Below are 23,782 nucleotides of genomic sequence, written 5' to 3'. Positions count from 1 at the left end.
GAGCTGTGCCACCGACCAACCCGAGCGACCTACGTCACCCGGCTGTCGGCATCATCCTCGAGTCGGGCGTCGGCGGCGGCCAACCCCTGGGCGTCGGCGACCTCCTCGGCCACCGCCGCCGCGTCCGCCCAGTGCCGCCGCGCGTCGGCCCGGTCGCCCAGCGCGGCGCAGGCGTCACCCAGATAGAGCAGGGTGCGCGCCAGCCCGGCGGTCGGCCGGGTCTCCTCCCGCAGCCGGCGACTCTCGGCCAGCAGCTCGTACGCCGTGCGCGCCTGCCCCGGGGTGCTGCTCAGCAGCGTCGCCCCGGCGTTCAGCAGCGCCGTCGCCCGGCTCGTCGGGTCGTTCACCGACTCGTACTCGCGCAGCGCGGCCCGCCACGCCTGGGCGGCGTCCAGGTGCTCACCGAGCGCCGCGTGCACCAGCACCAGGTTGGTCAGCGCCGCCGCGTACCCGCGCGCGTCGCCCACCGACCGGAACGTGTTGGCCGCCCGCACCAGGTGGTGGTGCGCGGTGTCCGGTTCGCCCCGGGCCAGTTGGGCCGCGCCCAGGCCCAGCTCGGTGAGGGCGTGCCCGGCCCGGTCGGCGCCGGAGCGGTGTCGGCGCGACATCTCCAGGTGCTCCACCGCGTCGTCGAGCTGCCCCAGGTCGAGCAGGGCCAGGCCGAGGTTCATCCGCGCCTGGGCGTTGCCCCGCCGCCCCCGCTCGTTGACCGCCAGGGTGAGCGCGGCCGCCGCCCCCTGCGGGTCGTGCCGGCGTCGGCGCAACACCCCCAGCTCGTTGTGCGCCCACCCCGCGATCTCCGGGCGGTCGTCGGCGGTCGGGGTGGCCAGCACGGTGCGGCAGACCTGCTCCCACTCGTCGAGCCGGTCGGCGTACGCCAGCCAACCGCACAGCGCCACGGCCAGCCGGAACCACCACCGGCGGACCCGGCGGGGCAGCGTCTCCTTCGCGCCCGCCGGCACCCGCACCACCGCCAGCAGCAGCTCCTGGTGCAGGTCGAACCAGCCGTACGGGTCGTCGTCCAGCGGCAGCGACCACTCCCGGTCCGGTGGGGAGCCGAGCACCGCCAGGTTGGCCGCGTGCCGTTCGGCCCGGCGGGCCAGGTGCCGGGTCAACCGGGCCTGCGCGGCGACCCGGGCCCGGGCCGGGTCCGCGTCCCGCAGGTGCAGTCGGGCGCTGCCGGCCAGTAGGGGACGGATCTCGTACCGGTCGCCGGGCGCGCCGACCACGAACGCCGCGGCGGCCAACCGGTCGAGCAGCGCCGTCACCAGCTCGGGGTGCCGCCCGGCCAGCGCGGCGATGGTGGGCCGGTCCACCGGGGCGGGGACAAGCGACATCAGCCGGTACAACCGGCGGGCCTGGCGGGGCAACACCCGGTACGCGATGTCCCGTTCGGTGACCAGACGGGCCACCGGTGAGACGGCGAGCCGCTGGTGCGGTGGCGTCTGCACCGCCCGGCGCAGCGCGTCCAGCACGTCGGAGTGCCGCCAGCCGTGCTGGGCGGTGCGGTAACCGAGCGCACGGACGGTACGCGGTTGCCGCCCGCACAGGTCGACGATGTCGCGTACCGCTGGGTCGGTGCGCGGGTCGGCGCGGCGGACCCGGGCGGCGGGCGCGGCCCCGCCCGCCGTGGCGAACAACTCCACCGCCTCGGACGTGCCCGGTTCGGCGATCCAGTGCGCGACCACACCCTCCAGACCGACCAGCGCCGGACCACCGGCGAGCAGCAGGCGGCAGGTGCGCGCGGTGGGCGGCAGTAGCGGCCGGACCTGGTCGGGACGGTCCACGTTGTCCAGCACCAGCAGGATCTTGCGACCGTCGAGCTGGCCGCGCAGCGCGTCGGCGGCGGCGACGAGCGCGTCCGGACGTCCGGAGGTCGGCGGGGCGGTGCCCAGGATCCGGGCCAGCGCGGTGAGCACCTGCCGGGCCGAGCGGGGTCGGCCGCGCCGCCGCAGGTCCAGGTAGTACTGCCCGTCCGGGAAGTCGTTCCGGCACTGGTTCGCGGCCTGCACGGCGCACGCGGAGGTGCCTACGGCGCGTCGGCCCAGGACCGCCACCGCGTGCTCCCGGGCGAGCAGACCGACCAGCGCGTCGACGTGCTCGTCGCGACCGGTGAACTCCGCCGTGTACGGCAAGTTGGGCGCCCCGGTGGCCGGGGTGGTGAGCACCTCCGTCGGCTCGGGGCCGACCTCCCGACCGGCCCGGCGGCGGCGCACCTCGTACACCACGTAACCGACGACGCCACCGGAGGCCAGCACGATGGTCACCGGCCCGAGCACGCTGGCCGCCAGTTCGGAGAGGAGGTTGCCGGCCAGGTTGCTGGCCACGTTGGCGAGGATGCTGCCGACCACGCCGGCGATCGCGATCAGCGCGGGCCAGCGCGAGCCACCGCGCGGACCGCCCGGCCCGGTCACCGGACGCCCCCGGAGACGAGCCCGGCGACCAGGTGCCGCCGCGACAGGACCACGAGCACCACCGGCAGCACCGAGGCGAGCACCGAGCTGGCGGCCAGCGCGCCACTGTTGCTCACGAAGCTGCGGGTCTGCTCGGCCAGGAACGGCCCGAGCGGGAAGGACCCCGGCCCACCGAACAGCCGACCCACCACCAGGTCGTTCCAGACCTGGACGAACTCCAGCACGGAGACCGCCACCACCGCCGACCGGTTGTGCCGGGCCAACCGGCGCAGGGTGTGCCACCACCGCCGGCCGCCCAGCCGGGCGTCGCGGACCTGCTCGACCGGCAGGTCGGCGAACGCGTTGCGCAGCACCAGCACCGCGAACGGCACGCCCAGCGCGATGTGCACCAGGGCCAGGCCCTGAGCCGTGCCGGAGGAGAGCACCAGGCCCAGCACCTCGTTGACCGGCCCGGCGATGACCTGGATCGGCACGACGCTGGCGGCCAGCAGCAGCAGACCGGTGGCCTGCGCGGCTGGCCCGGTCAACCAGGCCAGCGGGTACGCGGCCAGCAGCGCGACCACCAGCACCGTGGCGGTCACCGCGGTCGCCAGCAGCAGGGTGAAGCCCAGCGTGCGCCACAGCTCCGTGCCGGTGACCAGGTTGCGGTAGGACTCGCCGTTTGGCGGCGCCGACCACCAGCCGCGCGCGGCGGCGTCCACCCGGCCATGCGCCGACGTGGCGACCAGCACCGCCAGCGGCACCAGCCAGGCGATCGCGGCACCCGCCGCGAGCAGCCGGAACACCCGCCGGGGCGGGGCGACCGGAGCGGGCTCCGGTGCCGCCTCGACCGGCGGTGGAGGCCAGGCCTGCCGGACGAAGAGCGCGGCCACCATGATCCCGCCGATCACCGCCACGAGCCACACCACGCCGAGCGCGGCGCCGTCGCCGGTGGTGGTGCCCCCGGAGGTCTGCCAGATCCGCAGCGCCAGCACCGAGGCCTCGTCGCGGACCGAGCCGGGGGTCATCACCAGGATCAGGTCGAACGTGCGGCTGGTGCCGACGGCGACCAACGCGAAGACCACAGCGGTCGTCCGCAGCAGCAGTGGCCGCCACTGCGCGTCCCACAGCACATGGCGACGCTTGCCGCCGTAGGCGCGGACCGCGTCAGCGAGGCTCGGTGGCACCGCGTCCAGCGCGGACCGGAAGACCAGCACCGCCAACCCGACCCAGGCCCAGACGAACGCCGACATCAACGCGACGGTGACCATTCCCGGCCCGAGCAACTGTGGGGCGTCCTCCACCGAGCGGCCGGCCAGTCGGGTCGCGACAAGGGTGGCCAACCCCCGGCTCGGGTCCGGGTCGTACATCAGCCGGAAGGTGACCCCGGTGACGACAAGCGGCAACGCCACCGGCACCAGGAGGATCAGCCGGACCAGGCCGCCCTCCTCGGAGCGGCGGGACGCGGCGGCGAGCAGATAGCCCAGTGCCGTCACCACCGCCGGCACCAGCAGGGCCCAGAGGACCGTCCGGCCGACCACCGCGCCGGTGCCCGGGGCGGCGAGCGCGGTCCGGAAGTGCGCCGCGCCGACCCAGCGACCGTCGGTGGTGACGCTGGCGTGCATGGTCCGCAGCACCGGCCACAGCACCAATCCGCCGAGCAGCACCGCAGCCGGCAGCAGCAGGGCCGACGTCGCCCCCGCCGCCGGGTAGGCCCGACCCCGTCGGGCTGGACCGACGTCGTCGAGGACCGCCAGCTCGCCGAGGACCCGCACCTGGCTCATCGGCCGCCCCCCGCGCTACGCGCCGCGGCGGCGAGCAGGCCGGTGGCCCGGCGGATCGCCTCGCTGGCGCGGACCCCGTCGGTGACGTCGGCGAAGAAGCCCTGCATGATCCGCCAGATGCCCACCCCGTCCGAGCCGGTGAACGCGCCCGGCAACTGGTCGGAGAGGTCGAAACGCAGGGTGCCGGGCGTTCGCATCTCCGCGGCGAGCCCCTGCCCGACGCGGTCCCGGTAGCTGCCGATCGCGACGTTCGTGTTGGGCGAGAGGTAGCCGCCGGCGCGCAGCCACGGCTGGAACGAGTCGACCCGGGTGAGCCACTCGACCAGCTCGACCCCGCCCTGGGCGTCGGTGAACGCCACGGCCGCGTCCCCACCGACGATCAGTGGGCCGCCGCCCGGCTGGGCGCCCGGGAACCGGAACGTGACAGGCGCCTCCGGGCCGCGCTGGAACGGGTCGGCGACGTCGGCGGTGAAGTCGGCCCCGACGAGCATCACCGCCCGCTTCGTGTGCACCACCTGGATCACCGACTCCTCGTACTGGGTGAGCAGGGCGCGACGGCCACCGCCGACGAACGCCCCGTTGATGCTCCAGAGCCCAGCGAGCCGGTCCAGCGCCTCGCGCACCGGCCCGCCCTGCCAGTCGGCGTCCGGTCGGGCCAGGGCGTTGTAGCTCTCGGGTGCCACGTCGGCCAGGACGTTCTCGAACCAGTCGGTGAGCACCCAACCGTCCGCGGCCCCGATGGCCAGGGGCGCCGGCCCGCCGTCGCGCCGGGCGAGCGCGCCGAGCTCCTGGGTCCGCCGGACCAGCGCGTCCCAGTTGGCCGGCTGCACGGGCAACATGGAGGGCAGGTGCCAGACCAGCGACTTGTGCGCCGCCTTGACCCAGACGCCGTAGCGCTGGCCCTCGGCCGTCAGCAGCTCGCCCAACCCGGCGGGTACGGCGTACTCGGTGGACGCGAGCACCGGGCTCAGCCAGCCGCGCTGGGCGTACTCGGTGACCAGGCCGGGGCGCGGCAGGATCGCCACGTCCGGGCTGGTGCCGGCGAGGTGTCGGGCGCGCAGGAACGCGTCGATGTCGTTGCCGGCGCTGACCACCTGCACCGGGGCGGGGTAGCCGGCGACGACCTCGCGGAACCGGTCCAGTTCGCTGGTGCTCCAGACCACCGCGACCTGCACCGACCGGGGTCCGCCGGAGCAGCCGGCGGCCAGCGCGGTGGAGCCCGCGGCGGCGGCGCGCAGCAGCGTACGACGGCTCACTCCGGCGGGCGGCCTCATCGGGTCGCCTCGGTCGGCTCGGTGACCAGCTCGTGCCGCACCGCAATCTCGGCCAGGGTGGCCGGGTCGGCGGTGCAGACCAGCACCGCCACCCCGGGGGCGTCCGGTGGCGAGAGCCGGGGCATCAGGTCACCGAGGCGGCTGTCGCCCGCCGAACCGGCCGGCAGGTCGACCACCAGCACCTCGGGCAGGCAGGCCGCCGCTCGGGCGAGCGCCACCCGGAACCGCTGGGCGGCGGAGATCTGGTGCGGAAGCAGGGCGAGGGACAACCCCAACTCGAGCCGGTCGACGACGGTGGCCGTCCAGTCGTTGGCCACCTCGTGCACCCGTTCACGTTTGCGCTGGCCGTACTCGATGTTGCGCCGCACGGTGAGCTGCGGCAGCAGCGCGCCACCGGCGGGCACGTAGCCGATCTGCCGGCGGGGCGGCGGCAGGGCGGTGACGTCCCGGTCGCCGACGAGGACGCGACCGGTCACCGGCGGCGCGAGCCCGGCCAGCACCCGGGCCACCGCCGTGCCGAACCGGGGCGGCGCCACCAGGGCGGCGAGCGTGCCGGCGGGAACGTCGAGGGTCACCGGGCCGGTGCCGGGGACGGCGACCAGTGCGCGTAGCCGTAACGTGACCCTCACCTCCGGTGACCATCGATGACCGTCCCAGGGTGGCACACCGTGACGACAATCGACGCCCCCGACTCTTCCACTGTGGAGACGTCGAGGGCTGTTCAGGCGGGGGAGTAGAGCGCGGCGAGCCCGGCCGCCGTGGCGGCCAGCCGTTCGCGCAGCGCCGCCGGGGTCAGCACCTCGACGTCGGCGCCGAGGCGCAGCAGGTCGCCGTGGGCATGGGTGAGCGACTCGATCGGCAGCACCGCGGTCACCCAACCCCGTGCGTCCGGTGGCCCGGCGCTGGCGTCCATCGCGCTCACCACCGGATCGCTGCCGATCTCGCGCAGCCGCTCCCGCCCGGCGGGGGAGAGCCGGACGTGGGCCTCGTCGCGGTGCAGCCGGGCCCGGAACTGCACCACGTGCGCCCGCCACCAGGACGGCAGGTCGAAGTCGGCGGGGCGGTCGAACTCCTGCGCCAGTGGGGTCAACGCGAGGATCTGGTTGACCCGGTAGGTCGCCGGAGCGCCCCGGCCGGGCTGGTCGGCCACCACATACCAACGGCCGCCCTTGAGCACCAGGCCGTACGGCTCCAGCACGCGGGTCACCTCACCGTTCCAGCCCCGGTAGCGCACCTCGACGCGGTGCTGCCGCCAGACCGCCTCGGCCGTGCGGGCCAGCTCGGGGGAGGCGTCGCCGTCGGCGTACCACCCGGGAGTGTCCAGGTGGAAGCGTTGTTGCAGTCGGGTCGCCCGGTCGCGCAGCGGCGCGGGGAGCGCGGCGTGCAGCTTGAGTTGCAGCGCGGCCACCACGTCGCCGTAGCCCAACTCGTCGGCCGGGCCGGGCAGCCCGGCCAGGAACAGCCGGTCGGCCTCCTCGGCGGTCAGCCCGGTCAGTCGGGTCCGCCACCCGTCGACGAGCTGGTAGCCGCCGGCGTGCCCGGCCTCGCCGTAGAGCGGGATGCCGGCGGCGTGCAGCGACTCGACGTCCCGGTAGATGGTGCGGGGAGAGACGGCCAACCGCTCGGCGAGCTGCGCGGCGGTCAACCGCCCATGCGACTGGAGCAGCAGCAGGACGGAGAGAAGTCGAGAAGCCCGCACTTCACTGACACTAGTTGTCAGGGGACCCGTCCTACCGTCCCGGCATGGCATTTCGCGACAAGGAACTACGAACGCCCGGCCCGGTGCTGGTGAACGGCCGGCACCTCAAGCGCTACCACATCGACCAGCCCGAGCGACCCATCGAACCCGAGGTGGAGAAGGCCGCGTACGAGCAGCTGCCCCTCCTGCTGGTCGACCTCGTCGACGACGGCACCCCGGCCGCCGGGTGGGTGGTGCTGCACCGGGGCGCGGACACCGGTGCCTACCTGCTGGCGTACACCTGGGTGTGGGACAACGCGGTGGAGGTCCGCGTCGCCGCGGCCGGTCAACCGGCGCTGGACTGCCCGGACGACGATCCGACCAACTTCGTCGAGGTACGCCGACCCGCCGTCGGCTGCGTCTGGGAGTTGGCGGTGTTGGAGCACGAACGGGCAGCCTGGGTTCGGCACGTGCTTGCGCCGGACGCTCCCAACCTGCCTGGATATCTGGACGACACGCGAGCGGAAGGGCCGGTGGGCCGCTGATGGGCGACTTCGACTTCTTTGTGGGCACCTGGAACGTCGTCAACCGGCGGTTGCGCAAGCGGCTGGTCGGCTCCGACGAGTGGGAGGAGTTCCCCGGGGTGTCGGTGGCGCACGGCTTCTTCGCCGGCGGCGGTCACTTCGACGAGATCACGTTCCCGACCAAGGGCTCCGCTGGCGCCACGGTCCGGATCTTCGACCCGGCGCGACAGGAGTGGTCGATCTACTGGATGAGCAGCGACACCGGGGCGCTGGGGCTGCCGCCGATGGTGGGCCGTTTCGTCGACGGGGTCGGCCGCTTCTACGCCGACGACCAGCACGAGGGTCGCCCGGTCCGGTGCCGGTTCATCTGGTCGGGCATCAGCGCGACGACCGCCCGCTGGGAGCAGGCGTTCTCGGTCGACGGCGAGCAGACCTGGGAGACCAACTGGATCATGACCTTCACCCGGGCGTCCTAGCGCTCTCGCGACAACTGTCGGCCATCCGGAGGCGGTGTTAGGGTCCGATCACCGCCCCGGATGGAGGAACGCGATGGCCTCCGACCACGTCGACGTGCTGATCATCGGTGCCGGCCTGTCCGGCATCGGCGCCGCCTGCCACCTGCGTCGTGACTGCCCCGACAAGACGTACGCGGTGCTGGAGGCGCGCGACGCCATCGGTGGCACCTGGGACCTGTTCCGCTACCCGGGCATCCGCTCCGACTCGGACATGTTCACCCTCGGCTACTCGTTCATGCCGTGGACCGCGCCGAAGGCCATCGCCGACGGCACCACCATCCGGGAGTACGTGCGGGAGACCGCCCGGGAGTACGACGTGCCGCGGCACATCCGCTTCCGCCACCGGGTGCTGCGCGCCGAGTGGGACAGCGACACCGCCCGTTGGACGGTGCACGCCCAGCGCACCGACACCGCCGAAACCGTGGTGCTGACCTGCTCGTTCCTCTTCGCCTGCGCCGGCTACTACCGCTACGACAGGGGTTACACCCCGCCCCTGCCCGGCGTCGAGGCGTACGCGGGGCGGCTGGTGCACCCGCAGCACTGGCCCGACGACCTGGACCACACCGGCAAGCGGGTGGTGGTGATCGGCAGCGGCGCCACAGCTGTCACCCTGGTGCCGGCGATGGCGCAGCGGGCCGCGCACGTGACTATGCTCCAGCGCTCGCCGACGTACCTTCTGGCGCTGCCCGCCCGCGACCGGCTGGCCGACGCGTTGCGGCGTTGGCTGCCGGCGAAGGCCGCGTATCCGGTGGTGCGCTGGAAGAACGTGCTGCTGTCCACAGTCAACTTCCAGCTCAGCCGGCGTGCGCCCAGCCTGGTCAAGCGGGTGCTGCGCCGGGCCGCGCGGGGCCGGCTCCCGGTGGGGTACGACGTCGACAGGCACTTCTCGCCCCGCTACGACCCCTGGGACCAGCGGCTCTGCGTGGCACCCGACGGCGACCTGTTCGCAGCCGTGCGCGACGGCACCGCGTCGGTGGTGACCGACACCATCGACACCTTCACCGCTACCGGTGTCCGGTTGACCTCCGGCGCGGAGGTGCCCGCCGACATCGTGGTCACCGCCACCGGGCTCAACCTGCTCGCCCTCGGTGGCCTGACGCTGCGGGTGGACGGCGTCGACGTCGACCTGCCGAGCACCGTCGCCTACAAGGGCATGATGCTCTCCGGTGTGCCGAACTTCGCGCTGACCCTCGGCTACACCAACGCGTCGTGGACGCTCAAGGCCGACCTGGTCGCCGGCTACGTCTGCCGACTGCTGCGGCACCTGGACCGCACCGGCCAACAGGTCGTCACAGCGCTCCCGCCGCCCGACGCCGAGCGGGTGCCGCTGATCGACCTGCGCTCCGGCTACGTGCTGCGGGCCGTCGACACGCTGCCCAAGCAGGGTGCGACAGCGCCGTGGCGGCTGCACCAGAACTACGCCCGCGACGTGCTGCTGATGCGGTACGGCCGGCTCACCGACGAGGGGGTGCGGTTCTCGCGCGCCCGCGGGATGACCGCGCCTGACCGCACCTCACGTCCCGTCGCGTCCGAGCGTCGGTAACCGCCAGCAGAGGAGCACGATCGTGCAGAGGTTCGACTTCGCCGGCGCGACCGCCGTGGTCACCGGGGCGGCCAGTGGCATCGGCGCGGCGCTGGCCCACGCGCTGGCCCGCCGAGGCAGCGATCTGGTCCTGCTGGACCGCGACGCCGAGCGGCTGGACGCGGTCACCACCGCGATCCGCGCCGACCACCCGGATCGTCAGCTCGCCACGTACCTCGTGGACCTCGCCGACCAGACCGCCACCGCCCAGGTGGCCGCGGAGATCGGCCAGCGGCACCCACGCGTACGCCTGCTAATCAACAACGCCGGTGTGGGCCTCGGCGGTCGGTTCGACCAGGTGACGTTCGACGAGTTCAGCTGGGTGATCGACGTCAACTTCCGGGCCGTGGCGCAACTGACCCACGCGCTGCTGCCCACCCTCCGGGCCGAGCCGGGGGCACACCTGGTCAACATCTCCAGTCTGTTCGGGCTGATCGCGCCGGCCGGGCAGACCGCGTACGCGGCGAGCAAGTTCGCCGTGCGCGGCTTCACCGAGGCGCTGCGCCACGAGCTGGTCGACGACGGCATCGGGGTGACCTCGGTGCATCCCGGCGGCATCCGGACCCGGATCACCGAGAACGCCCGGATCGGCAGCGGCGTGTCCCACGACGAGTACGCGGCCGGCCGAGCGCAGTTCGAGAAGCTGCTGACCATCGCGCCGGAGCGGGCCGCCGAGGTGATCCTGCGCGGCGTCGAGCGGCGTCGGGGCCGGGTGCTGATCGGCTGGTCGGCGAAGCTGCCCGACCTGCTGGCCCGGGTCATGCCAGCCTCGTACAACCGGGTCCTGGTCACCGGCCTGAACCGGGGAGTGGCGCGTCCGGCGCCGCCGGCCCCCGGCGTGCCCGTGCCCCGCACCGCCGACGCCCTCGCCGACCCAGCCCGCGAGGTGGCGTGACAGCGGTCAGACCACCGTCGCCCTCGGGCCCACGTCGCGACGACGCAGCACCACTGTCAACGCCACGAGGGCGACCAGCAGCGCCGCCACCGCGTACACCGGCGCCGGACCGAACGGCGTGAGCAGTGCCAGCAGCGCGACGACCGGGAAGGCGACGACCACCGCGCCGTGCTGCTGCCGGCGTACGTGCAGCACCCAGACCGTGAGCAGGAAGACGGCGGTCGGGACGGCCACCGCGTACCCGGCGGTCCTTCCCGAGATGTGCGCGAGGTGCCGCTCGTGGTCCACCGACACGCTCAGACCCGCGCCGACAGCGGCGACCGCCGCGAAGATGAGGTAGTGGCCGTAGCCCCACACCAGCGTGTACGGCATCCGGTCGGGCGCGTCGATGGGACGGTCGAAGTAGAGCCACCAGAGAGCGAACACGATCACGGTGGCCGCTGCCGCCAGCGACCAGAGGTGACGGTCGCCGGCATCCACCCCGGTCTGGATGGCCACCGACGTGGCCAGCACCACGTCACCGAGCACGATCAGGGTGAACAGCCCGTACCGTTCGGTGATGTGGCGCGGATGCCAGGGGGTCATCCCCGGCCGCTCGGCCACCGCGGGCACCAGCAGGTCGGCCACGACCAGCAGCAGCAACGCCGCGGTACCCCAATCCGGCGGCAGGACCAGCCGGAGCAGCCAACCGAGCTGGACGATGGTGACGCCGATCGCGTACCGCCGGGCCGCCCGGCGGTGCGCCGGGTCACCGGCGGCGGCCCGGCACCACTGCACCACGAGCGCGATCCGCATCACCACATAGCCGTACGTGATGACGCTGAAGTCGCCGTCGTTGAACGCCCGGGGCACTCCGGCGGCGATGATCAGCGCGCCGGCGATCTGGACCAGCGTGGTGATCCGGTAGAGGTCGTCGTCGGTGTCGTAGGCCGAGGCGAACCAGGTGAAGTTCATCCACGACCACCAGATCGCGAAGAAGACCATCAGGTAGCTGGTCAGCGCGTGGCCGAGCTGATCCTCGGAGACGGCGTGGTGCAGGTTGGTGGCGGCCTGCGACACGGCCACCACAAAGCACAGGTCGAAGAAGAGTTCCAGCGGCGTGGCAGTACGGTGCGGCTCGTCGCGACGACGTGGCCGCATCGGCCGGTAGAACGGCCGCACCGACCGAGGCTGGCTCACCGCAGTTCCTCAGGCCGCCCGCCGGTCAGCCGCGCCGACGGCCGTGGGTCAGCCCTTCCAGCACCAGGGTCAGCCCCGCGCCGACCAGCCAGACGTCCTTGGCCAATCCCGCGCCCTGCTGGGTCGGGCGGATGCTGCCGGGTTCGCGCATCCCCGGCGTCTTCAGGTACAGCTGCACCAGGCCCGCGCCGAACGCGGTCAGGCCGAGCCCGACCAGGGGCGCCGGGACGAACGGCGCGATCAGCGCCGCCCCCAGGGCGATCTCCGAGTACGACAGCAGTTTGGCGAAGCGCGCCGGTTCGAGTTGACCGAGCTGGGGCATGGCGGCGACCGCCATCCCGTGCAAGCCCTCGGCGGCGGTGCCCTCCAGGGTGCGCTTGCCGAGACCCGAGTTGAGGAAGTACGCGCCGATACTGACCCGCAGTGGCAGGTGCGCGGTTTTCATTGTCACTCCCGTCGGCCGTGGTCGAATGCGGCCCGCGTACCCCGGACCGCCCGCGATAACCCGCCGGGCCGGCTGGGCTGGCCGTGGTGGTCGCGGTAGGTTCGCCGGGGGCCCACCGCCGAGCCCGTGGCACACCCGCCCACCCGGCGCCCGGCCCTGCCGCAGACCACCAGCAGGAGGCGAAGTGAGCCAGGAAGTCCGGGGAGTCATCTCCCGCAGCAAGGGCGCGCCGGTCGAGGTCACCACCATCGTGGTGCCCGATCCCGGGCCCGGTGAGGCGATCGTCCGGATCCAGTCGTGCGGTGTCTGCCATACCGATCTGCACTACCGCGAGGGTGGCATCAACGACGACTACCCGTTCCTGCTCGGTCACGAGGCGTCGGGCATCGTGGAGCAGGTCGGCGAGGGGGTCACCGACGTCGCCCCGGGCGATTTCGTGGTCCTCAACTGGCGGGCGGTCTGCGGGGTCTGCCGCGCCTGCCGCCGGGGTCGGCCCTGGTACTGCTTCAACACCCACAACGCCACCCAGCGGATGACCCTCACCGACGGCACCGAACTCGCGCCGGCGCTGGGGATCGGCGCGTTCGCCGAGAAGACCCTGGTGCACGCCGGGCAGTGCACGAAGGTGGACCCCGCGGCCCGACCGGCCGCCGTGGGCCTGCTCGGCTGCGGGGTGATGGCCGGGCTGGGCGCGGCGATGAACACCGGAAACGTGACCCGGGGCGACTCGGTCGCGGTGATCGGCTGCGGCGGCGTCGGGGACGCGGCGGTGGCCGGTGCGCTCCTCGCCGGCGCCACCACGATCGTCGCGGTGGACACCGACAGCCGCAAGCTCGACTGGGCCCGCAAGTTCGGCGCCACGCACACGGTGAACGCCTCCGAGACCGACCCGGTCGAGGCGATCCGTGCCGCCACCGGCGGCTTCGGCGCCGACGTGGTGATCGACGCGGTGGGCCGACCGGAGACGTGGAAGCAGGCGTTCTACGCCCGCGACCTGGCCGGCACTGTGGTGCTGGTCGGCGTACCGACCCCGCAGATGCAGGTCGAGCTTCCGTTGCTCGACGTCTTCGGGCGCGGCGGGGCCCTCAAGTCCAGTTGGTACGGCGACTGCCTGCCCAGCCGGGACTTCCCGATGCTCACCGAGTTGTATTTGCAGGGCCGGCTCGACCTCGACGCGTTCGTCACCGAGGAGATCGCGCTCGACCAGGTCGAGAACGCGTTCGACCGGATGCACAACGGCGACGTGCTCCGCTCGGTGGTGGTTTTCCCGTGACCGCCCGGATCGACCACGCGGTCACCTCGGGCACGTTCTCCCTGGACGGGCAGACGTTCGACGTCGACAACAACGTGTGGGTGATCGGTGACGATCGCGAGTGCGTCGTCCTGGACGCGCCGCACGACGTGGCGGCGATCCTCGCCCTGGTGGGCGACCGGCAGGTCCGGGCGATCCTGGCCACCCACGCCCACGACGATCACGTCCGGGTGGCGCCCGAGCTGGCCGAGGCCACCGGCGCGCCGGTGCTGCTGCACGCCGCCGACCGGGTCCTCTGGGACATGGTCCACCCGCACCTGCCGCCCAACGGCGAGCTGCACGACGGGCAGAGCATCGAGGTGGGCGGCACCACGCTGCGGGTGCTGCACACCCCCGGGCACAGCCCCGGTGCGTGCAGCTTCCACGCACCGGAGTTGGGCGCGGTGTTCACCGGCGACACGCTTTTCGCCGGTGGTCCGGGCGCGACGGGCCGCTCGTACAGCGACTTCGACACCATCGTCGGGTCCATCCGCACCCGCCTGCTGACCCTTCCGGCGGAGACGGTCGTGCACACCGGCCACGGCGACGACACGACGATCGGCGCGGAGGCCCCGCACCTGCAGGAGTGGCTGGCCCGCGGCCACTGACCGCTGTGGGCGTTCCGGTCGGCCCGACGCGTCGTACTGCTGACGTGGTGGTGCGTGGTCGACGAACTCAGCGTTCGTCGGCCGCGCCCAGCACCGGTTTGACGTCCAGGATCGGGGTGCCGTCGAGGGCCTCCAGGTCGGCCACCTCGACGCGCAGCCCGTCCACCGCCAGGACGCGCACCCGGTGCAGCCCGATCGGGTTGGGCCGGTGCGGGGAGCGGGTGCTGAACACCCCGGTCTCCGGCCGGTTCTCGTCGCCGCGTGGGTGCACCGCCAGCACGTCGCGCCGGGCGCGGTCCAGCCAGGTCAGCACCAGCAGTTCCGCGCCGACCCGCAGGTCACGCAGGGCTCGCTCGACCTGCGGGTCGAAGACCAGCCACGCCGCCGGCGCACCCTCGTCGCCCTGCCGCGGCGCGCTCGCCGCGTCGGTCAACGACGAGGCGACCCGACCCACCGGGTGCAGCAGGTACGCATTCTCGCTCTCCACCATCCTCGCTCCCTCCCTCCTGGACGGTCCCAACCTAGCCCCGCCGCGCCGCTAGGATCCTGCTCATGGCCGCCGACCAGCTCGTCCCCGCCGATCCGCCCGTGCCCGTGGTCCGTCAGTTGCGCCTCGTGGTGGAGGCCGCCGACCACGATGCCGCCGTCGCGTTCTTCCGCGACGCGCTGGGCCTGCCGGAGGAGGCGGCGTTCAGCGGCGAGGGGGACGCCCGGGTGGTGATCCTGGACGCCGGCCGCGCCACCCTGGAGATCGCCAACCCCGCACAGAAACGCCTGATCGACGAGGTCGAGGTGGGGCGGCAGGTCGCGCCGCGCATCCGGGTGGCCTTCGAGGTGGACGATGCGGCGGCGACGACCGCCCGTCTGGTGGCCGCCGGGGCGAGCGAGGTCGCGCCGCCGACGCGTACGCCGTGGCAGTCGCTCAACTCCCGCCTCGACGCCCCCGCCGGCCTGCACATCACCGTCTTCCAGGAACTCGCCACGCCGGACCAGGGTGTCGGGACGGGGGACGCGAAGCCCGGACGTGACGGCGACACCTGACGGTGGAATTGATTGCCCGGCGGCACGGTTTCCCGTTGCGGTGGCACCCTGAGCCAGAGTGCTGGGGCCTAGAGGCTCACTGACAGTAGCGGCAAGCCGCCAACTACCTGCCTCCCCTGACGCCGCATGGCCCCTTTGCTCTGCTTACCTATACGCACCACGGCCCGTGACCTGCGAATGGGCGCTTTCCGCCAGCCGCGGAGGTCTCTCCCCATACGCCCGGATCGCCACGGAACGTGGCCGGTGCGTATAGGTAAGCAGAGCAAAGGCTGACTTCCGGACCGTGCCCCCAGGGTCCGAGAACACCCTCCGTCACGGCTGTCTGGCCTGATGCGGGCAGAGCCGCCATGTCCGACTCCGCGCCGTGACCGGCACCGCAGCGAGCTGACCGTCGGGCATTTCCGGAATGACCGACAGGTGAACCTGGTTGTGTCCCCCGTACCGCCGGAGCCCAAACCCTTTTCCGCGGTCATCTCCCGAGGAGCGTTCACCCCGGAGCGCTCCGCACGATCGAAAGGGCAACCATCGTGAAGGCCGACTTCACTCGATGGCTCCCCGCCATCGCTAAGGACTCGTACCGCAAGACCGCGCTGAGCGTGGCGGGTGTGGCCGCCCTCGGCGGTTTGGCGCTCGCGCCGACCGCAGCCGCCGCCCCGGTCACCTCCGGACCGCACCAGGGCGCCGTCGCCGCCATCGACCTCGCCACCGGCAAGGCCGCCACCTCAGCACGCCAGGACGAACAGCCCGTCGAGTCGGGTCTGACCACCGGCTCCGCCACCGGCAAGCCGCCGGCCGGCAAGCCGAGCCGGGCCCAGCTGATCCCGCACGGCATCGAGGGCGCCCAGTCGCGCGTACCCCTCGACGACGCGCAGCTGGCCAATGCCCGGGCCATCGTCGACGCCGCCAAGAAGACCGGCGTCGGTGACCGGGGCGCCGTGATCGGCGTCGCCACCTCGCTGCAGGAGTCGAAGCTGTACAACCTCGGTCACCTCGGCGCGTACAACGACCACGACTCGCAGGGCCTGTTCCAGCAGCGTCCGTCGTCCGGTTGGGGCACGCCCGACCAGATCACCGACCCGGAGTACGCCGCGACGGCGTTCTTCACCGCACTCAAGAACGTCGGCGGCTGGCAGGACCTGCCGCTGACCACCGCCGCGCAGACCGTGCAGGTCTCCGCCTTCCCGTACGCGTACGCGCAGTGGGAGGAGCAGGCGGCGGACATCGTCCAGCAGCTCTGGTGACACCCGCACACGAGGCCGGCCGGCTCCCTTCGACGGGAGCCGGCCGGTTCTTCGTGTAGGCGTACCTCAGCAGGCCGGGTAGAGGCGGCGGGTGCCGACCCCGGCCGCGTACGCGGCCCGGTCGCTGAACCGGCAGCCGTAGTCGGGTCGGGCCACCACCGCCGGGTCGGTGACGGTGTCGCCGGCCGGACGCTTGCCGGTGCGTACCCAGGACACCAGGTCGTCCCAGGCGGCGCCGGCCTCCGCCGCTGTGAACTCGCAGTGTTGCGTGGCCCGGATCGCCCGCTGAACCACCAACGTGCTGCGACCGTGCCGCGCCACGTCGGTGGCGTACGCCTGCTCCATGCTGAACGGTACGAACAGGTCGCCGAGGCCGTGCAGACTGAGCACCGGCGCGCTGGGGCGACCGGCTATCCGCGGCACCTCGGTCAGCGTCGGCAGGAGGCGCTGCCACACGTTCTCCGGTGCGACCCGCTGCACTGTCGCGTTGACGTTGACCGGGCTGTTCGGGGTGTAGCGGGTGAGCAGGTTGGTGGACAGCTGCCCGGGCCGCTGGGCGGGGGAGTTGCCGCTCCCGGTGGGCACGCTGATCGAGAACAGGAAGTCCTTCCAGACCGCGAACGCGGCGTCGGCTCCCGGACGCGGCCCGCCCGAACGGTTCACAGTGATCGCCCGCAGTTGCTTGCCCCGCTCGGTGGTGGTGTCCGGCCCGGTGGGCGTCAGCCCGGCCAGCCCGAGTGCCACCTGGATGCGGGGCACCGCGTTGGTCAGGTAGTCGGCCGGCGTGGGATACGCCGGCACCTCGGAGAGCGTCTGCGCGACCAGGTTGTAGTCCAGGTAGAAGTCGAGCAGCGTCTGATCACCGAGCACCCCGCACATCGGCAACGCGCCGTCGTAGAAGCCGGGATACTGCTCCAGCGAACGACCGATGACGTACCCACCCATCGACACCCCGGCGACGTAGGTGCGCTGCGGTCGACGGACCGTCCGCCCGAAGTGGTCGGCGAGATCCTTCGTGCCCAGCACACCGGAGCGGATGTCGAAGCCGTTCCGGTCGTACGAGGACGACGCCCAGGCGTACCCCTGCTCCAGGAGGCGCTGGCGCAGCCCGAAGGCCGGCGGTTCCGGCGAGAGCACAGTGCCCTGACCGCGGTAGCCGTGCGCCCACAACACCAGGTCACCGTTCCACCGGGCCGGGACCTCGATGATGTACCCGGCGTGCCGGTGCACGCCCTGGCGTACCGTCGTCGGTCTGCCGCCCACGACCAGCGGGGCCAACGGCGGATTCTCGATGGTGTAGCCGGGCAGCGGCTGGCCGCCCCTCGCGTCGCGACCGGTGGCGCTGGCCGGCGCGGCACCAGCCAGCCCGACGGCGAGGGTCAGCGTCGCGGCGGCGGCGAGTAGCCGGCGGAGGGTACGAACGGGTGTGGACAGCATCGATGCTCCCCATCGGACGGATGTCGCCCGGGGGGCGACCAGCGGGACGGTTGCCTACCGGCCGGTAGCGTCCTGAACCTAGAACCGCCGTCGACCAGTGTCAATGGGTACGCTGAGCAGCCGGTCAAGCACGACTGTCCAGCCGGTCAGTCCGCCGAGACGCCTCCCGGACGGATGCCGCCGTCACTCGGCCTGGTCGTGCCGTACCCGGGCGTTCGGGCCGGTGGGCCGATCGGGTTGACTGGTCGCCGTGGACGAGTCGATCTGGGAGGCGGCCCGTGCGTCGCGCAGCTGGCTGGACGCGGCGAACGGCACCGGGCAGACGGAGCTGACCTGCCGCATCCTCAAGCTGACCGAGGAGGCGGGGGAGGCGTCGGCCGCCTGGATCGGTCTTCTCGGGCAAAATCCGCGCAAGGGTGTCACCCACACCCGCGAGGACGTCGCGGCGGAGTTGGCCGACGTGGCCTTCACCGCGTTGGTGGCCATCGAAAGCCTGGGGCTGGACGCGCGAACGAGCATGGACGCCTGCGCCGCAAAGGTCCGCTCCCGCCTGGGAAACCAAGCACGTCCCTAGGCGGTGTCTTCAAAGGATCTTGATGTCGGATGATGTAGGGCGTGGGTCGTCGCTACGAGTTGTCTGACGTCGAGTGGGAAGCCCTGTCGAGGTATCTGCCGTCGGCAGTAACCGGTGGTCGGCCCCGGACCGATGACCGGCGGGTGCTCAACGGGATCGTGTGGAAGATCCGGGCCGGGGCGGCGTGGCGGGATGTGCCAGCCCGGTACGGTTCCTGGCAGTCGATCTACACGCGTTTTCGCAGGTGGGCTCTCGACGGCACGTTCGAGCGGATGCTCGCCGGGGTCCAGGCCGACGCGGACGCCGCCGGGGACATCGACTGGCTGGTGTCGGTCGACTCGACCATTGTGCGAGCCCACCAGCACGCCGCCGGCGCTAAAGGGGGCGGCGAGAATCGGACGAACCACAAGATCACGCCCTCGGTCGAAGTCGAGGTGGACTGACCACCAAGATTCACCTCGCCTGCGACGGCCTGGGTCGGACCCTGGCGTTCGTGCTCTCCGGCGGCAACGTCAACGACTGCACCCCGCCCGGACCACGTCATCGCCGACAAGGGCTACAGCTCGAAAGCCATCCGGGCTGACCTGCGCCGGCGCGGCATCGGGCACACGATCCCTGAGCGCGCCGACCAGCAGGCCAACCGCCGCCGACGCGGCAGTCGAGGCGGCCGACCGCCGGTGTTCGACAAGCAGCTCTACAAGCGGCGCAACGTCGTGGAGCGCTGCTTCAACCGGCTCAAGCAGTGCCGCAGCGTCGCCACCCGCTACGACAAGACCGCGACGTCGTACCGGGCCACCGTCACTATCGCCGCGCTACTCCAGTGGTTGTGAACCTTTGAAGACACGGCCTAGCGCCCAGTCATGCCCGGTCCGCGCTTATCGCCAGCCGCCATCCGATTGCTCAGCCCGGCACGCAGCAGCCACTTGCTGCGCGGGGGATGGCCCATGCGATATGTGAACCCTGCCCGCACTTGGGTTGCGCCGCCCCCCGCCGATGCATTCGTGATCGACTCGGGTTCCTTGATAACGCGGTGACCCACCGTCCCGGATGCCCCGACTTCCGTAAACCCGAGTGGATCACGCGGGTGTGGGGTGCTTGGACGCGCTAGGTCCGACGCTGGCTGGGCGGTTTGTGCCACGCTGGGCAGTTCTGGGTTGTGACCGGGTGCACCGGTGGGCTGGAATCGTGGGCGGTCGGGGGTCGTTACATACCCTGACGATCGCAGCACCACGACCCGCCGCCCGCCTCGCATGGGGTTGGGATGCAGGTCGCGCGGGTTGGAATGCCAGCCTCCGCCCGGTCGTTGCAGTCCCCACGAACGACCGCAGGCATCGCCTTGTTGAGGGTGCCGATGGATGGGCCAACCCCGGAATGACCCCGGCCCGCCGGTCGTTACACATGGACCCGGCGCCACGAGCCCGCTCGCAGGCCGCCGACCCGACGCCCAACAGGGCGTCACCCCCCAGACTTTTCCCCTTGTACGTGCAGCGCCGGACGAGGTGCTCACACCCCGCCACCTTCCCCCTTTGGTGGTGCGGGTGTTCCTACCCCCGAAGGAGCTACCCCCATGAACACGATCTTCCGTAAGAGCATGCTGTCTGTTGCTGGTCTCGCGTTCGCCGGCGGTGTCTTCGCCGGCCCGGTCGCCCACATGTCCAACTCGGTCGACGCCAAGCCCGTGGCAGTCGCGGTGCAGGCTGACAAGCCCGACATCAGCAAGCTGATCCCGCACGGCACCCAGGGCGACCAGTCCCGGATCACCCTGAACGATGAGCAGACCGCCAACGTCAAGGCGATCATTGCCGCCACGAAGAAGGCCGGTCTGCCGGAGCGGGCCGCGGTGATCTCGATCGCGACGAGCCTGCAGGAGTCGAAGCTGGAGAACCTCGGCCACCTCGGCGATATGAATGACCACGACTCGCTGGGCCTGTTCCAGCAGCGCCCGAGCTCGGGTTGGGGCACCCCGGAGCAGATCACCGACCCCGAGTACTCGACCACCGCGTTCCTCAAGGGCCTCAAGCAGGTCGACGGGTGGCAGGACATGCCCCTGACCGACGCCGCGCAGACCGTCCAGGTCTCGGCGTACCCGGACGCGTACGCCCAGTGGGAGCAGCAGGCCGCTGACCTGGTCGGCCAGTACTGGAACAGCTGACCTGCAACAGAGCGGAGCCACCCGCACGCACCACCGCACTACCCGGCACGACCACCGACCGCTGGCCGGCACCCGATATTCGGGGTGCCGGCCAGCCGGTCTTTCCGCTGCATCCGAACGGAAACTGTCCAAGATCTACGTCGGCGACGCAGCGGAGCGACGCGATCGGCGCCGAGTGATCCGATCGGCTGGCGGGTACGTACCCCTGACCGGGGACCGGCGGAGGGATAGAGGCATGGCCGCAGTGGGGTACGGCGCGGATCGCGAACCGGAGTCAGAGCCGGAACCCCCCGGTGGGGCCGCACCACGGCGGTGGTCCACCGGTTCTCGCCTGTTGGTGGCTGCCGCTGCCGTCGTGTTGCTCCTGGGTGCGGCGGCGGTGGCCGTGATCGTTGCGGACCCCGACCGCCTCGGCATGACCTACTCCGGCCAAGCCGACCGCACCTGTCCCGACGGCATCCGTCCCGACGGCACCCGTCCCGACGGCACCCGTCCCGACGGCACCCGTCCCGACGGCGCCCGGCAGGGTGATGGCGGCCGTCCAGGGGGCGTCGCCGATCCGGACGGGGCTGGGGGTCGCCGCGGTGGTGCGGGTGCTGCTGCCGAGCAACTGTCGACAGCGCCGCTGGCGGGGCGGCAGAAGGGCACCTTCGTGCTCGCGGACGGGCTGTCAGCGTTCGAGCTGCGGGTGGCCGAGTTGGGCGATGACCTGTACCGGATCAGTACCCCGGCCGGCTCGAGTGTGGCGGCCCGACCGGCGGTGCAGGGGGAGACCGTGCGGCTCGACCTTGTGGAGTCCGGTGCGCGCGGACCGCGGACCGCGCGGGTGTTGCTCAACGAGCGGGTCGCCTGGCGTCTCCACCTCGTTGGCGGGGTGAGTAGTCAGGTGTTGGACCTGACCCGGGCCCGGCTGCTGGGCGTGGAACTCGCTGGCGGCTCCAGCCGCACCGAGATTCTCCTGCCACCGATCACCGCTGCTGGCTCTGGCAACCCCACCGGCCCGCGCTCAGACAACCCCGCCAGCATCCTGACCGTACGACTCACCGGCGGGACCAGCCAGCTCGACGTCCGGGTTCCGGGGGAGACCCCGGTTCGGGTTCGGGCGGGAGTCGGTGCGGGCTCGGTGGTGGTACGTGACGAACGCTGGGATGGGGTGGCCGCGGGTTCGGTGCTGGGTACACCGGGTTGGGACCGGTCGGCGGAGCGCCTGTACCTGGACCTGGTTGCCGGCGCCAACAGCGTGCTGGTGTCTTCCAGCAACCGGTGAACCACGCCGGCCAGCCCGCCCTGATCACCACGAGCTGGTGAACCGCCTGGCTGGCTGGAAGCGACGCGGTCGCGGGTCGGTGGGCGCGTACAGTCGGGCGGTGGAGCGTACTGAATCAATGCTGGCGCAGACCCGACCGCCTGGCGTGGCCGACGTCGATCCCGGCAGCGTGTTGTTGCCCGGCCACGACGTGCCGTTGGGTAGGTACACCACGGTGCGGCGGCTGCTTCCGCAGCGCGCCCGGCGGATGGTTGGCGCGTGGTGTTTCGTGGATCATTTCGGCCCGGACGATGTGGCGCAGCGGCCCGGGATGGAGGTACCGCCGCACCCGCACACCGGGCTGCAGACGGTGACCTGGCTGCTCGACGGGGAGATTCTGCACCGGGACAGCCTCGGTAACGTGCAGCCGATCGTGCCCGGCCAGCTGAACGTGATGACCTCCGGCAAGGGCATCGCCCACTCGGAGCGGTCGCCGGCCACCCACCCGCCGGTGATGCACGGCGTGCAGCTCTGGGTGGCGCTGCCGGACCCGGCGCGGGCCGGGGCGGCCGATTTCGCGCACCACGCCGACCTGCCGCGCTGGCGGGACGGCGATCTGGATTTCACACTGCTGGTCGGCGAGTTCGCCGGCGAGCGGTCGCCGGCGGTGGTGCACACCCCGCTGGTGGGGGTGCAGCTGGAGCTGCGCGGCGAGGCGCCGGCGACGATGTCGTTGCGGCCCGATTTCGAGTACGCCGTGCTGGCGATGTCCGGGTCGGCGGAGGCGGCCGGGGTGGGGTTCGAGCCGGGGGCGCTGCTGTATCTGGGCTCGGGCCGCCGGGAGTTGACAGTGCGTGGCGGCGCCGGAGCCCGGTTGCTGCTGCTGGGCGGTACGCCGTTCGAGGAGCCGTTGGTGATGTGGTGGAACTTCGTGGGCCGGTCACATGAGGAGATCGCCGCGGCCCGGGAGGACTGGATGGCCGGCGACGGACGCTTCGGTGTGGTCGCCGACGATCCGGCGCCGCCGCTGCCAGCCCCCGCCCTGCCGACGACCCGCCTCAAGGCCCGCGACCGCACCGGCGGCCTGCACGGGTGACGGGCACGCGCGGCCGGCGTGTGACCCCCGGCGGCGCGGGTAGTCGCCGGCATGACGACCAGTTTGATCACTCCGATGGAGGACCGTAAACGCCTGGCGCGCCGGCTCGCCGGTACCGGGCGGGGCTTCGCCGAGCAGTACGGGTTCCGGGTGACCAACAACCCGGCGAGCCTGTTCCAGGTGCTCTACCTGTCGGTACTGCTGGCCCGTCGCGGTGACTTCCGACGGGCGTTGGACGGTGCGCGGGCGTTGCGCGACGAGGGGTGGGACAGCGCGGCCCGGCTGGCCCGTTCGCTGCACGAGGACCGGGTACGGGTGCTGCGCGCCAGCGGTCAGCGTGGTGACGTGGCCGCGGTAGCCGATGTGCTGGGTGACCTGGCCCGGACGGTGGTCGAGCGGTACCGGGGTGATCTGCGCCGGTTGCGGGCGGTGGCGCACCACGACCCGGAACGGGAGCGGGCCCTGCTGACCGAGCTTCCGGGCGTGGACGAACAGGTCGTCGAGCTGTTTCTCCGGGAGGCGCAGGCGTTGTGGCGGGAGGTGGCCCCGGTCGCCGACCGGCGGGCGTTGGCTGCGGCGCGTCGGCTCGGGCTGGGTAGGTCGGCGGACGACCTGGCCGGCCTGGCCAGTGGCGAGTCGGAGCAGTTGGCCTGGCTGGTGGGGGCGTTGGCCCGGGTCGACCTGGAGCATCGGTACGCGGAGGTGACCCGTCGGCCGTGACGTGCCCTGGCCCACACTTCCCCAAATTCTGACCAAACGGAGGATGTTCTGCCGTATGGTTGGACCCGGCAGTGCTGGCCGCTCGGTTCGGGCGGACCTCCACCGCC

Annotated in this window: 22 protein-coding genes and 1 pseudogene; 14 read left to right on the top strand and 9 right to left on the bottom strand. The window is 72.5% G+C overall.

Features of this window, described 5'->3' with window-relative positions; all coding sequences use genetic code 11:
* Positions 1–29 precede the first annotated feature (29 nt).
* The 5 genes from OH804_RS13860 to OH804_RS13840 form a co-directional block, all read right to left on the bottom strand.
* Positions 30–2,414, bottom strand: coding sequence for a hypothetical protein (locus OH804_RS13860; protein ID WP_406065535.1), 2,385 nt, complete (start codon positions 2,412–2,414; stop codon positions 30–32).
* The gene (locus OH804_RS13855) at positions 2,411–4,177 is read right to left on the bottom strand and encodes a hypothetical protein (protein WP_406065533.1); all 1,767 of its coding nucleotides are present in this window, start codon (positions 4,175–4,177) and stop codon (positions 2,411–2,413) included. Before OH804_RS13855 ends, OH804_RS13860 begins: the two co-directional genes overlap by 4 nt.
* Positions 4,174–5,451, bottom strand: a complete 1,278-nt coding sequence (locus OH804_RS13850) for a hypothetical protein (RefSeq protein WP_406065531.1) — start codon at positions 5,449–5,451, stop codon at positions 4,174–4,176. Before OH804_RS13850 ends, OH804_RS13855 begins: the two co-directional genes overlap by 4 nt.
* Positions 5,448–6,080, bottom strand: coding sequence for an ATP-binding cassette domain-containing protein (locus OH804_RS13845; RefSeq protein ID WP_406065529.1), 633 nt, complete (start codon positions 6,078–6,080; stop codon positions 5,448–5,450). The genes OH804_RS13850 and OH804_RS13845 overlap by 4 nt, the downstream gene beginning before the upstream one ends.
* Positions 6,081–6,172: 92 nt before the next feature.
* Entirely contained in the window at positions 6,173–7,150 is a 978-nt protein-coding gene (locus tag OH804_RS13840; protein WP_406065527.1) for a helix-turn-helix transcriptional regulator, read from the bottom strand.
* A 44-nt stretch (positions 7,151–7,194) separates the two neighbouring features.
* On the opposite strand from OH804_RS13840, the gene OH804_RS13835 reads away from it, so the two are divergent.
* From OH804_RS13835 to OH804_RS13820, 4 genes are all read left to right on the top strand, one after another.
* On the top strand, positions 7,195–7,674 hold the full coding sequence (locus tag OH804_RS13835) for a hypothetical protein (protein WP_196922727.1): 480 nt from the start codon (positions 7,195–7,197) through the stop codon (positions 7,672–7,674).
* Complete coding sequence (locus OH804_RS13830) at positions 7,674–8,129, top strand: hypothetical protein (RefSeq protein WP_406065525.1); 456 nt, start codon at positions 7,674–7,676, stop codon at positions 8,127–8,129. Before OH804_RS13835 ends, OH804_RS13830 begins: the two co-directional genes overlap by 1 nt.
* A 73-nt stretch (positions 8,130–8,202) precedes the next feature.
* Positions 8,203–9,711, top strand: coding sequence for a flavin-containing monooxygenase (locus OH804_RS13825; protein ID WP_406065523.1), 1,509 nt, complete (start codon positions 8,203–8,205; stop codon positions 9,709–9,711).
* Positions 9,712–9,733: 22 nt separating this feature from the next.
* The gene (locus OH804_RS13820; protein WP_196922730.1) at positions 9,734–10,645 is read left to right on the top strand and encodes an SDR family oxidoreductase; all 912 of its coding nucleotides are present in this window, start codon (positions 9,734–9,736) and stop codon (positions 10,643–10,645) included.
* 6 nt (positions 10,646–10,651) lie between these two features.
* Here the strand turns inward: OH804_RS13820 and OH804_RS13815 are convergent, their stop codons facing one another.
* Positions 10,652–11,824: a low temperature requirement protein A gene (locus tag OH804_RS13815; protein WP_406065520.1), complete on the bottom strand. Its 1,173-nt coding sequence runs from the start codon at positions 11,822–11,824 to the stop codon at positions 10,652–10,654.
* A gap of 25 nt (positions 11,825–11,849) precedes the next feature.
* Positions 11,850–12,269 carry a hypothetical protein gene (locus OH804_RS13810; RefSeq protein ID WP_196922732.1) on the bottom strand — a complete coding sequence of 140 codons (420 nt, stop codon included), beginning with the start codon at positions 12,267–12,269 and terminating at the stop codon, positions 11,850–11,852.
* A gap of 184 nt (positions 12,270–12,453) precedes the next feature.
* Here OH804_RS13810 and OH804_RS13805 point away from each other — a divergent pair, with 184 nt between their 5' ends.
* Together OH804_RS13805 and OH804_RS13800 are read left to right on the top strand one after the other, a co-directional pair.
* Complete coding sequence (locus tag OH804_RS13805; protein WP_406065518.1) at positions 12,454–13,542, top strand: S-(hydroxymethyl)mycothiol dehydrogenase; 1,089 nt, start codon at positions 12,454–12,456, stop codon at positions 13,540–13,542.
* Positions 13,539–14,168: an MBL fold metallo-hydrolase gene (locus tag OH804_RS13800; protein WP_406065516.1), complete on the top strand. Its 630-nt coding sequence runs from the start codon at positions 13,539–13,541 to the stop codon at positions 14,166–14,168. The genes OH804_RS13805 and OH804_RS13800 overlap by 4 nt, the downstream gene beginning before the upstream one ends.
* A gap of 67 nt (positions 14,169–14,235) precedes the next feature.
* On the opposite strand, the gene tsaA is transcribed toward OH804_RS13800, so the two are convergent.
* Positions 14,236–14,658 (bottom strand): tRNA (N6-threonylcarbamoyladenosine(37)-N6)-methyltransferase TrmO, encoded by a 423-nt coding sequence (gene tsaA / locus OH804_RS13795; RefSeq protein WP_406065514.1) that lies wholly within the window; start codon positions 14,656–14,658, stop codon positions 14,236–14,238.
* A gap of 62 nt (positions 14,659–14,720) precedes the next feature.
* Between tsaA and OH804_RS13790 the strand changes: the two genes are divergently transcribed.
* Both OH804_RS13790 and OH804_RS13785 read left to right on the top strand, forming a co-directional pair.
* On the top strand, positions 14,721–15,209 hold the full coding sequence (locus OH804_RS13790; RefSeq protein ID WP_406065512.1) for a VOC family protein: 489 nt from the start codon (positions 14,721–14,723) through the stop codon (positions 15,207–15,209).
* 527 nt (positions 15,210–15,736) lie between these two features.
* The gene (locus OH804_RS13785) at positions 15,737–16,450 is read left to right on the top strand and encodes a hypothetical protein (RefSeq protein ID WP_406065510.1); all 714 of its coding nucleotides are present in this window, start codon (positions 15,737–15,739) and stop codon (positions 16,448–16,450) included.
* Between the two features lie 66 nt (positions 16,451–16,516).
* On the opposite strand, the gene OH804_RS13780 is transcribed toward OH804_RS13785, so the two are convergent.
* On the bottom strand, positions 16,517–17,887 hold the full coding sequence (locus OH804_RS13780; protein ID WP_406065508.1) for an alpha/beta hydrolase family protein: 1,371 nt from the start codon (positions 17,885–17,887) through the stop codon (positions 16,517–16,519).
* Positions 17,888–18,137: 250 nt separating this feature from the next.
* Here OH804_RS13780 and OH804_RS13775 point away from each other — a divergent pair, with 250 nt between their 5' ends.
* The 6 genes and pseudogenes from OH804_RS13775 to OH804_RS13750 all read left to right on the top strand — a co-directional run bounded on the left by OH804_RS13775 (position 18,138) and on the right by OH804_RS13750 (position 23,675).
* Positions 18,138–18,461: a MazG-like family protein gene (locus OH804_RS13775; RefSeq protein WP_406065506.1), complete on the top strand. Its 324-nt coding sequence runs from the start codon at positions 18,138–18,140 to the stop codon at positions 18,459–18,461.
* A 41-nt stretch (positions 18,462–18,502) separates the two neighbouring features.
* Positions 18,503–19,291 (top strand): annotated as a pseudogene (locus OH804_RS13770) (IS5 family transposase).
* A gap of 737 nt (positions 19,292–20,028) precedes the next feature.
* The gene (locus OH804_RS13765) at positions 20,029–20,613 is read left to right on the top strand and encodes a hypothetical protein (protein ID WP_406065504.1); all 585 of its coding nucleotides are present in this window, start codon (positions 20,029–20,031) and stop codon (positions 20,611–20,613) included.
* A 379-nt stretch (positions 20,614–20,992) separates the two neighbouring features.
* Positions 20,993–21,880, top strand: a complete 888-nt coding sequence (locus tag OH804_RS13760; RefSeq protein WP_406065502.1) for a hypothetical protein — start codon at positions 20,993–20,995, stop codon at positions 21,878–21,880.
* Positions 21,881–21,980: 100 nt separating this feature from the next.
* Positions 21,981–22,955 carry a pirin family protein gene (locus OH804_RS13755; RefSeq protein ID WP_406065500.1) on the top strand — a complete coding sequence of 325 codons (975 nt, stop codon included), beginning with the start codon at positions 21,981–21,983 and terminating at the stop codon, positions 22,953–22,955.
* Between the two features lie 63 nt (positions 22,956–23,018).
* Positions 23,019–23,675 (top strand): hypothetical protein, encoded by a 657-nt coding sequence (locus tag OH804_RS13750; RefSeq protein ID WP_406066534.1) that lies wholly within the window; start codon positions 23,019–23,021, stop codon positions 23,673–23,675.
* The last annotated feature ends 107 nt before the right edge of the window (positions 23,676–23,782 follow it).

It is taken from the genome of Micromonospora sp. NBC_00860 (assembly GCF_045207375.1).
GTDB classification, from domain to species: Bacteria; Actinomycetota; Actinomycetes; order Mycobacteriales; family Micromonosporaceae; genus Micromonospora; species Micromonospora vinacea.
The sequence above is the reverse complement of the archived record's forward strand: the minus strand, read 5'-3'. Positions and strand labels throughout refer to the sequence as shown.

What these genes read in the sequence shown, in the direction of transcription:
- OH804_RS13855 (WP_406065533.1), bottom strand. Translation starts at nt 4,177, where the DNA reads ATGAGCCAGGTGCGGGTCCTCGGCGAGCTGGCGGTCCTCGACGACGTC.
- OH804_RS13850 (WP_406065531.1), bottom strand. Translation starts at nt 5,451, where the DNA reads ATGAGGCCGCCCGCCGGAGTGAGCCGTCGTACGCTGCTGCGCGCCGCC.
- OH804_RS13835 (WP_196922727.1), top strand. Translation starts at nt 7,195, where the DNA reads ATGGCATTTCGCGACAAGGAACTACGAACGCCCGGCCCGGTGCTGGTG.
- OH804_RS13830 (WP_406065525.1), top strand. Translation starts at nt 7,674, where the DNA reads ATGGGCGACTTCGACTTCTTTGTGGGCACCTGGAACGTCGTCAACCGG.
- OH804_RS13825 (WP_406065523.1), top strand. Translation starts at nt 8,203, where the DNA reads ATGGCCTCCGACCACGTCGACGTGCTGATCATCGGTGCCGGCCTGTCC.
- OH804_RS13810 (WP_196922732.1), bottom strand. Translation starts at nt 12,269, where the DNA reads ATGAAAACCGCGCACCTGCCACTGCGGGTCAGTATCGGCGCGTACTTC.
- tsaA (WP_406065514.1), bottom strand. Translation starts at nt 14,658, where the DNA reads ATGGTGGAGAGCGAGAATGCGTACCTGCTGCACCCGGTGGGTCGGGTC.
- OH804_RS13790 (WP_406065512.1), top strand. Translation starts at nt 14,721, where the DNA reads ATGGCCGCCGACCAGCTCGTCCCCGCCGATCCGCCCGTGCCCGTGGTC.
- OH804_RS13780 (WP_406065508.1), bottom strand. Translation starts at nt 17,887, where the DNA reads ATGCTGTCCACACCCGTTCGTACCCTCCGCCGGCTACTCGCCGCCGCC.
- OH804_RS13765 (WP_406065504.1), top strand. Translation starts at nt 20,029, where the DNA reads ATGAACACGATCTTCCGTAAGAGCATGCTGTCTGTTGCTGGTCTCGCG.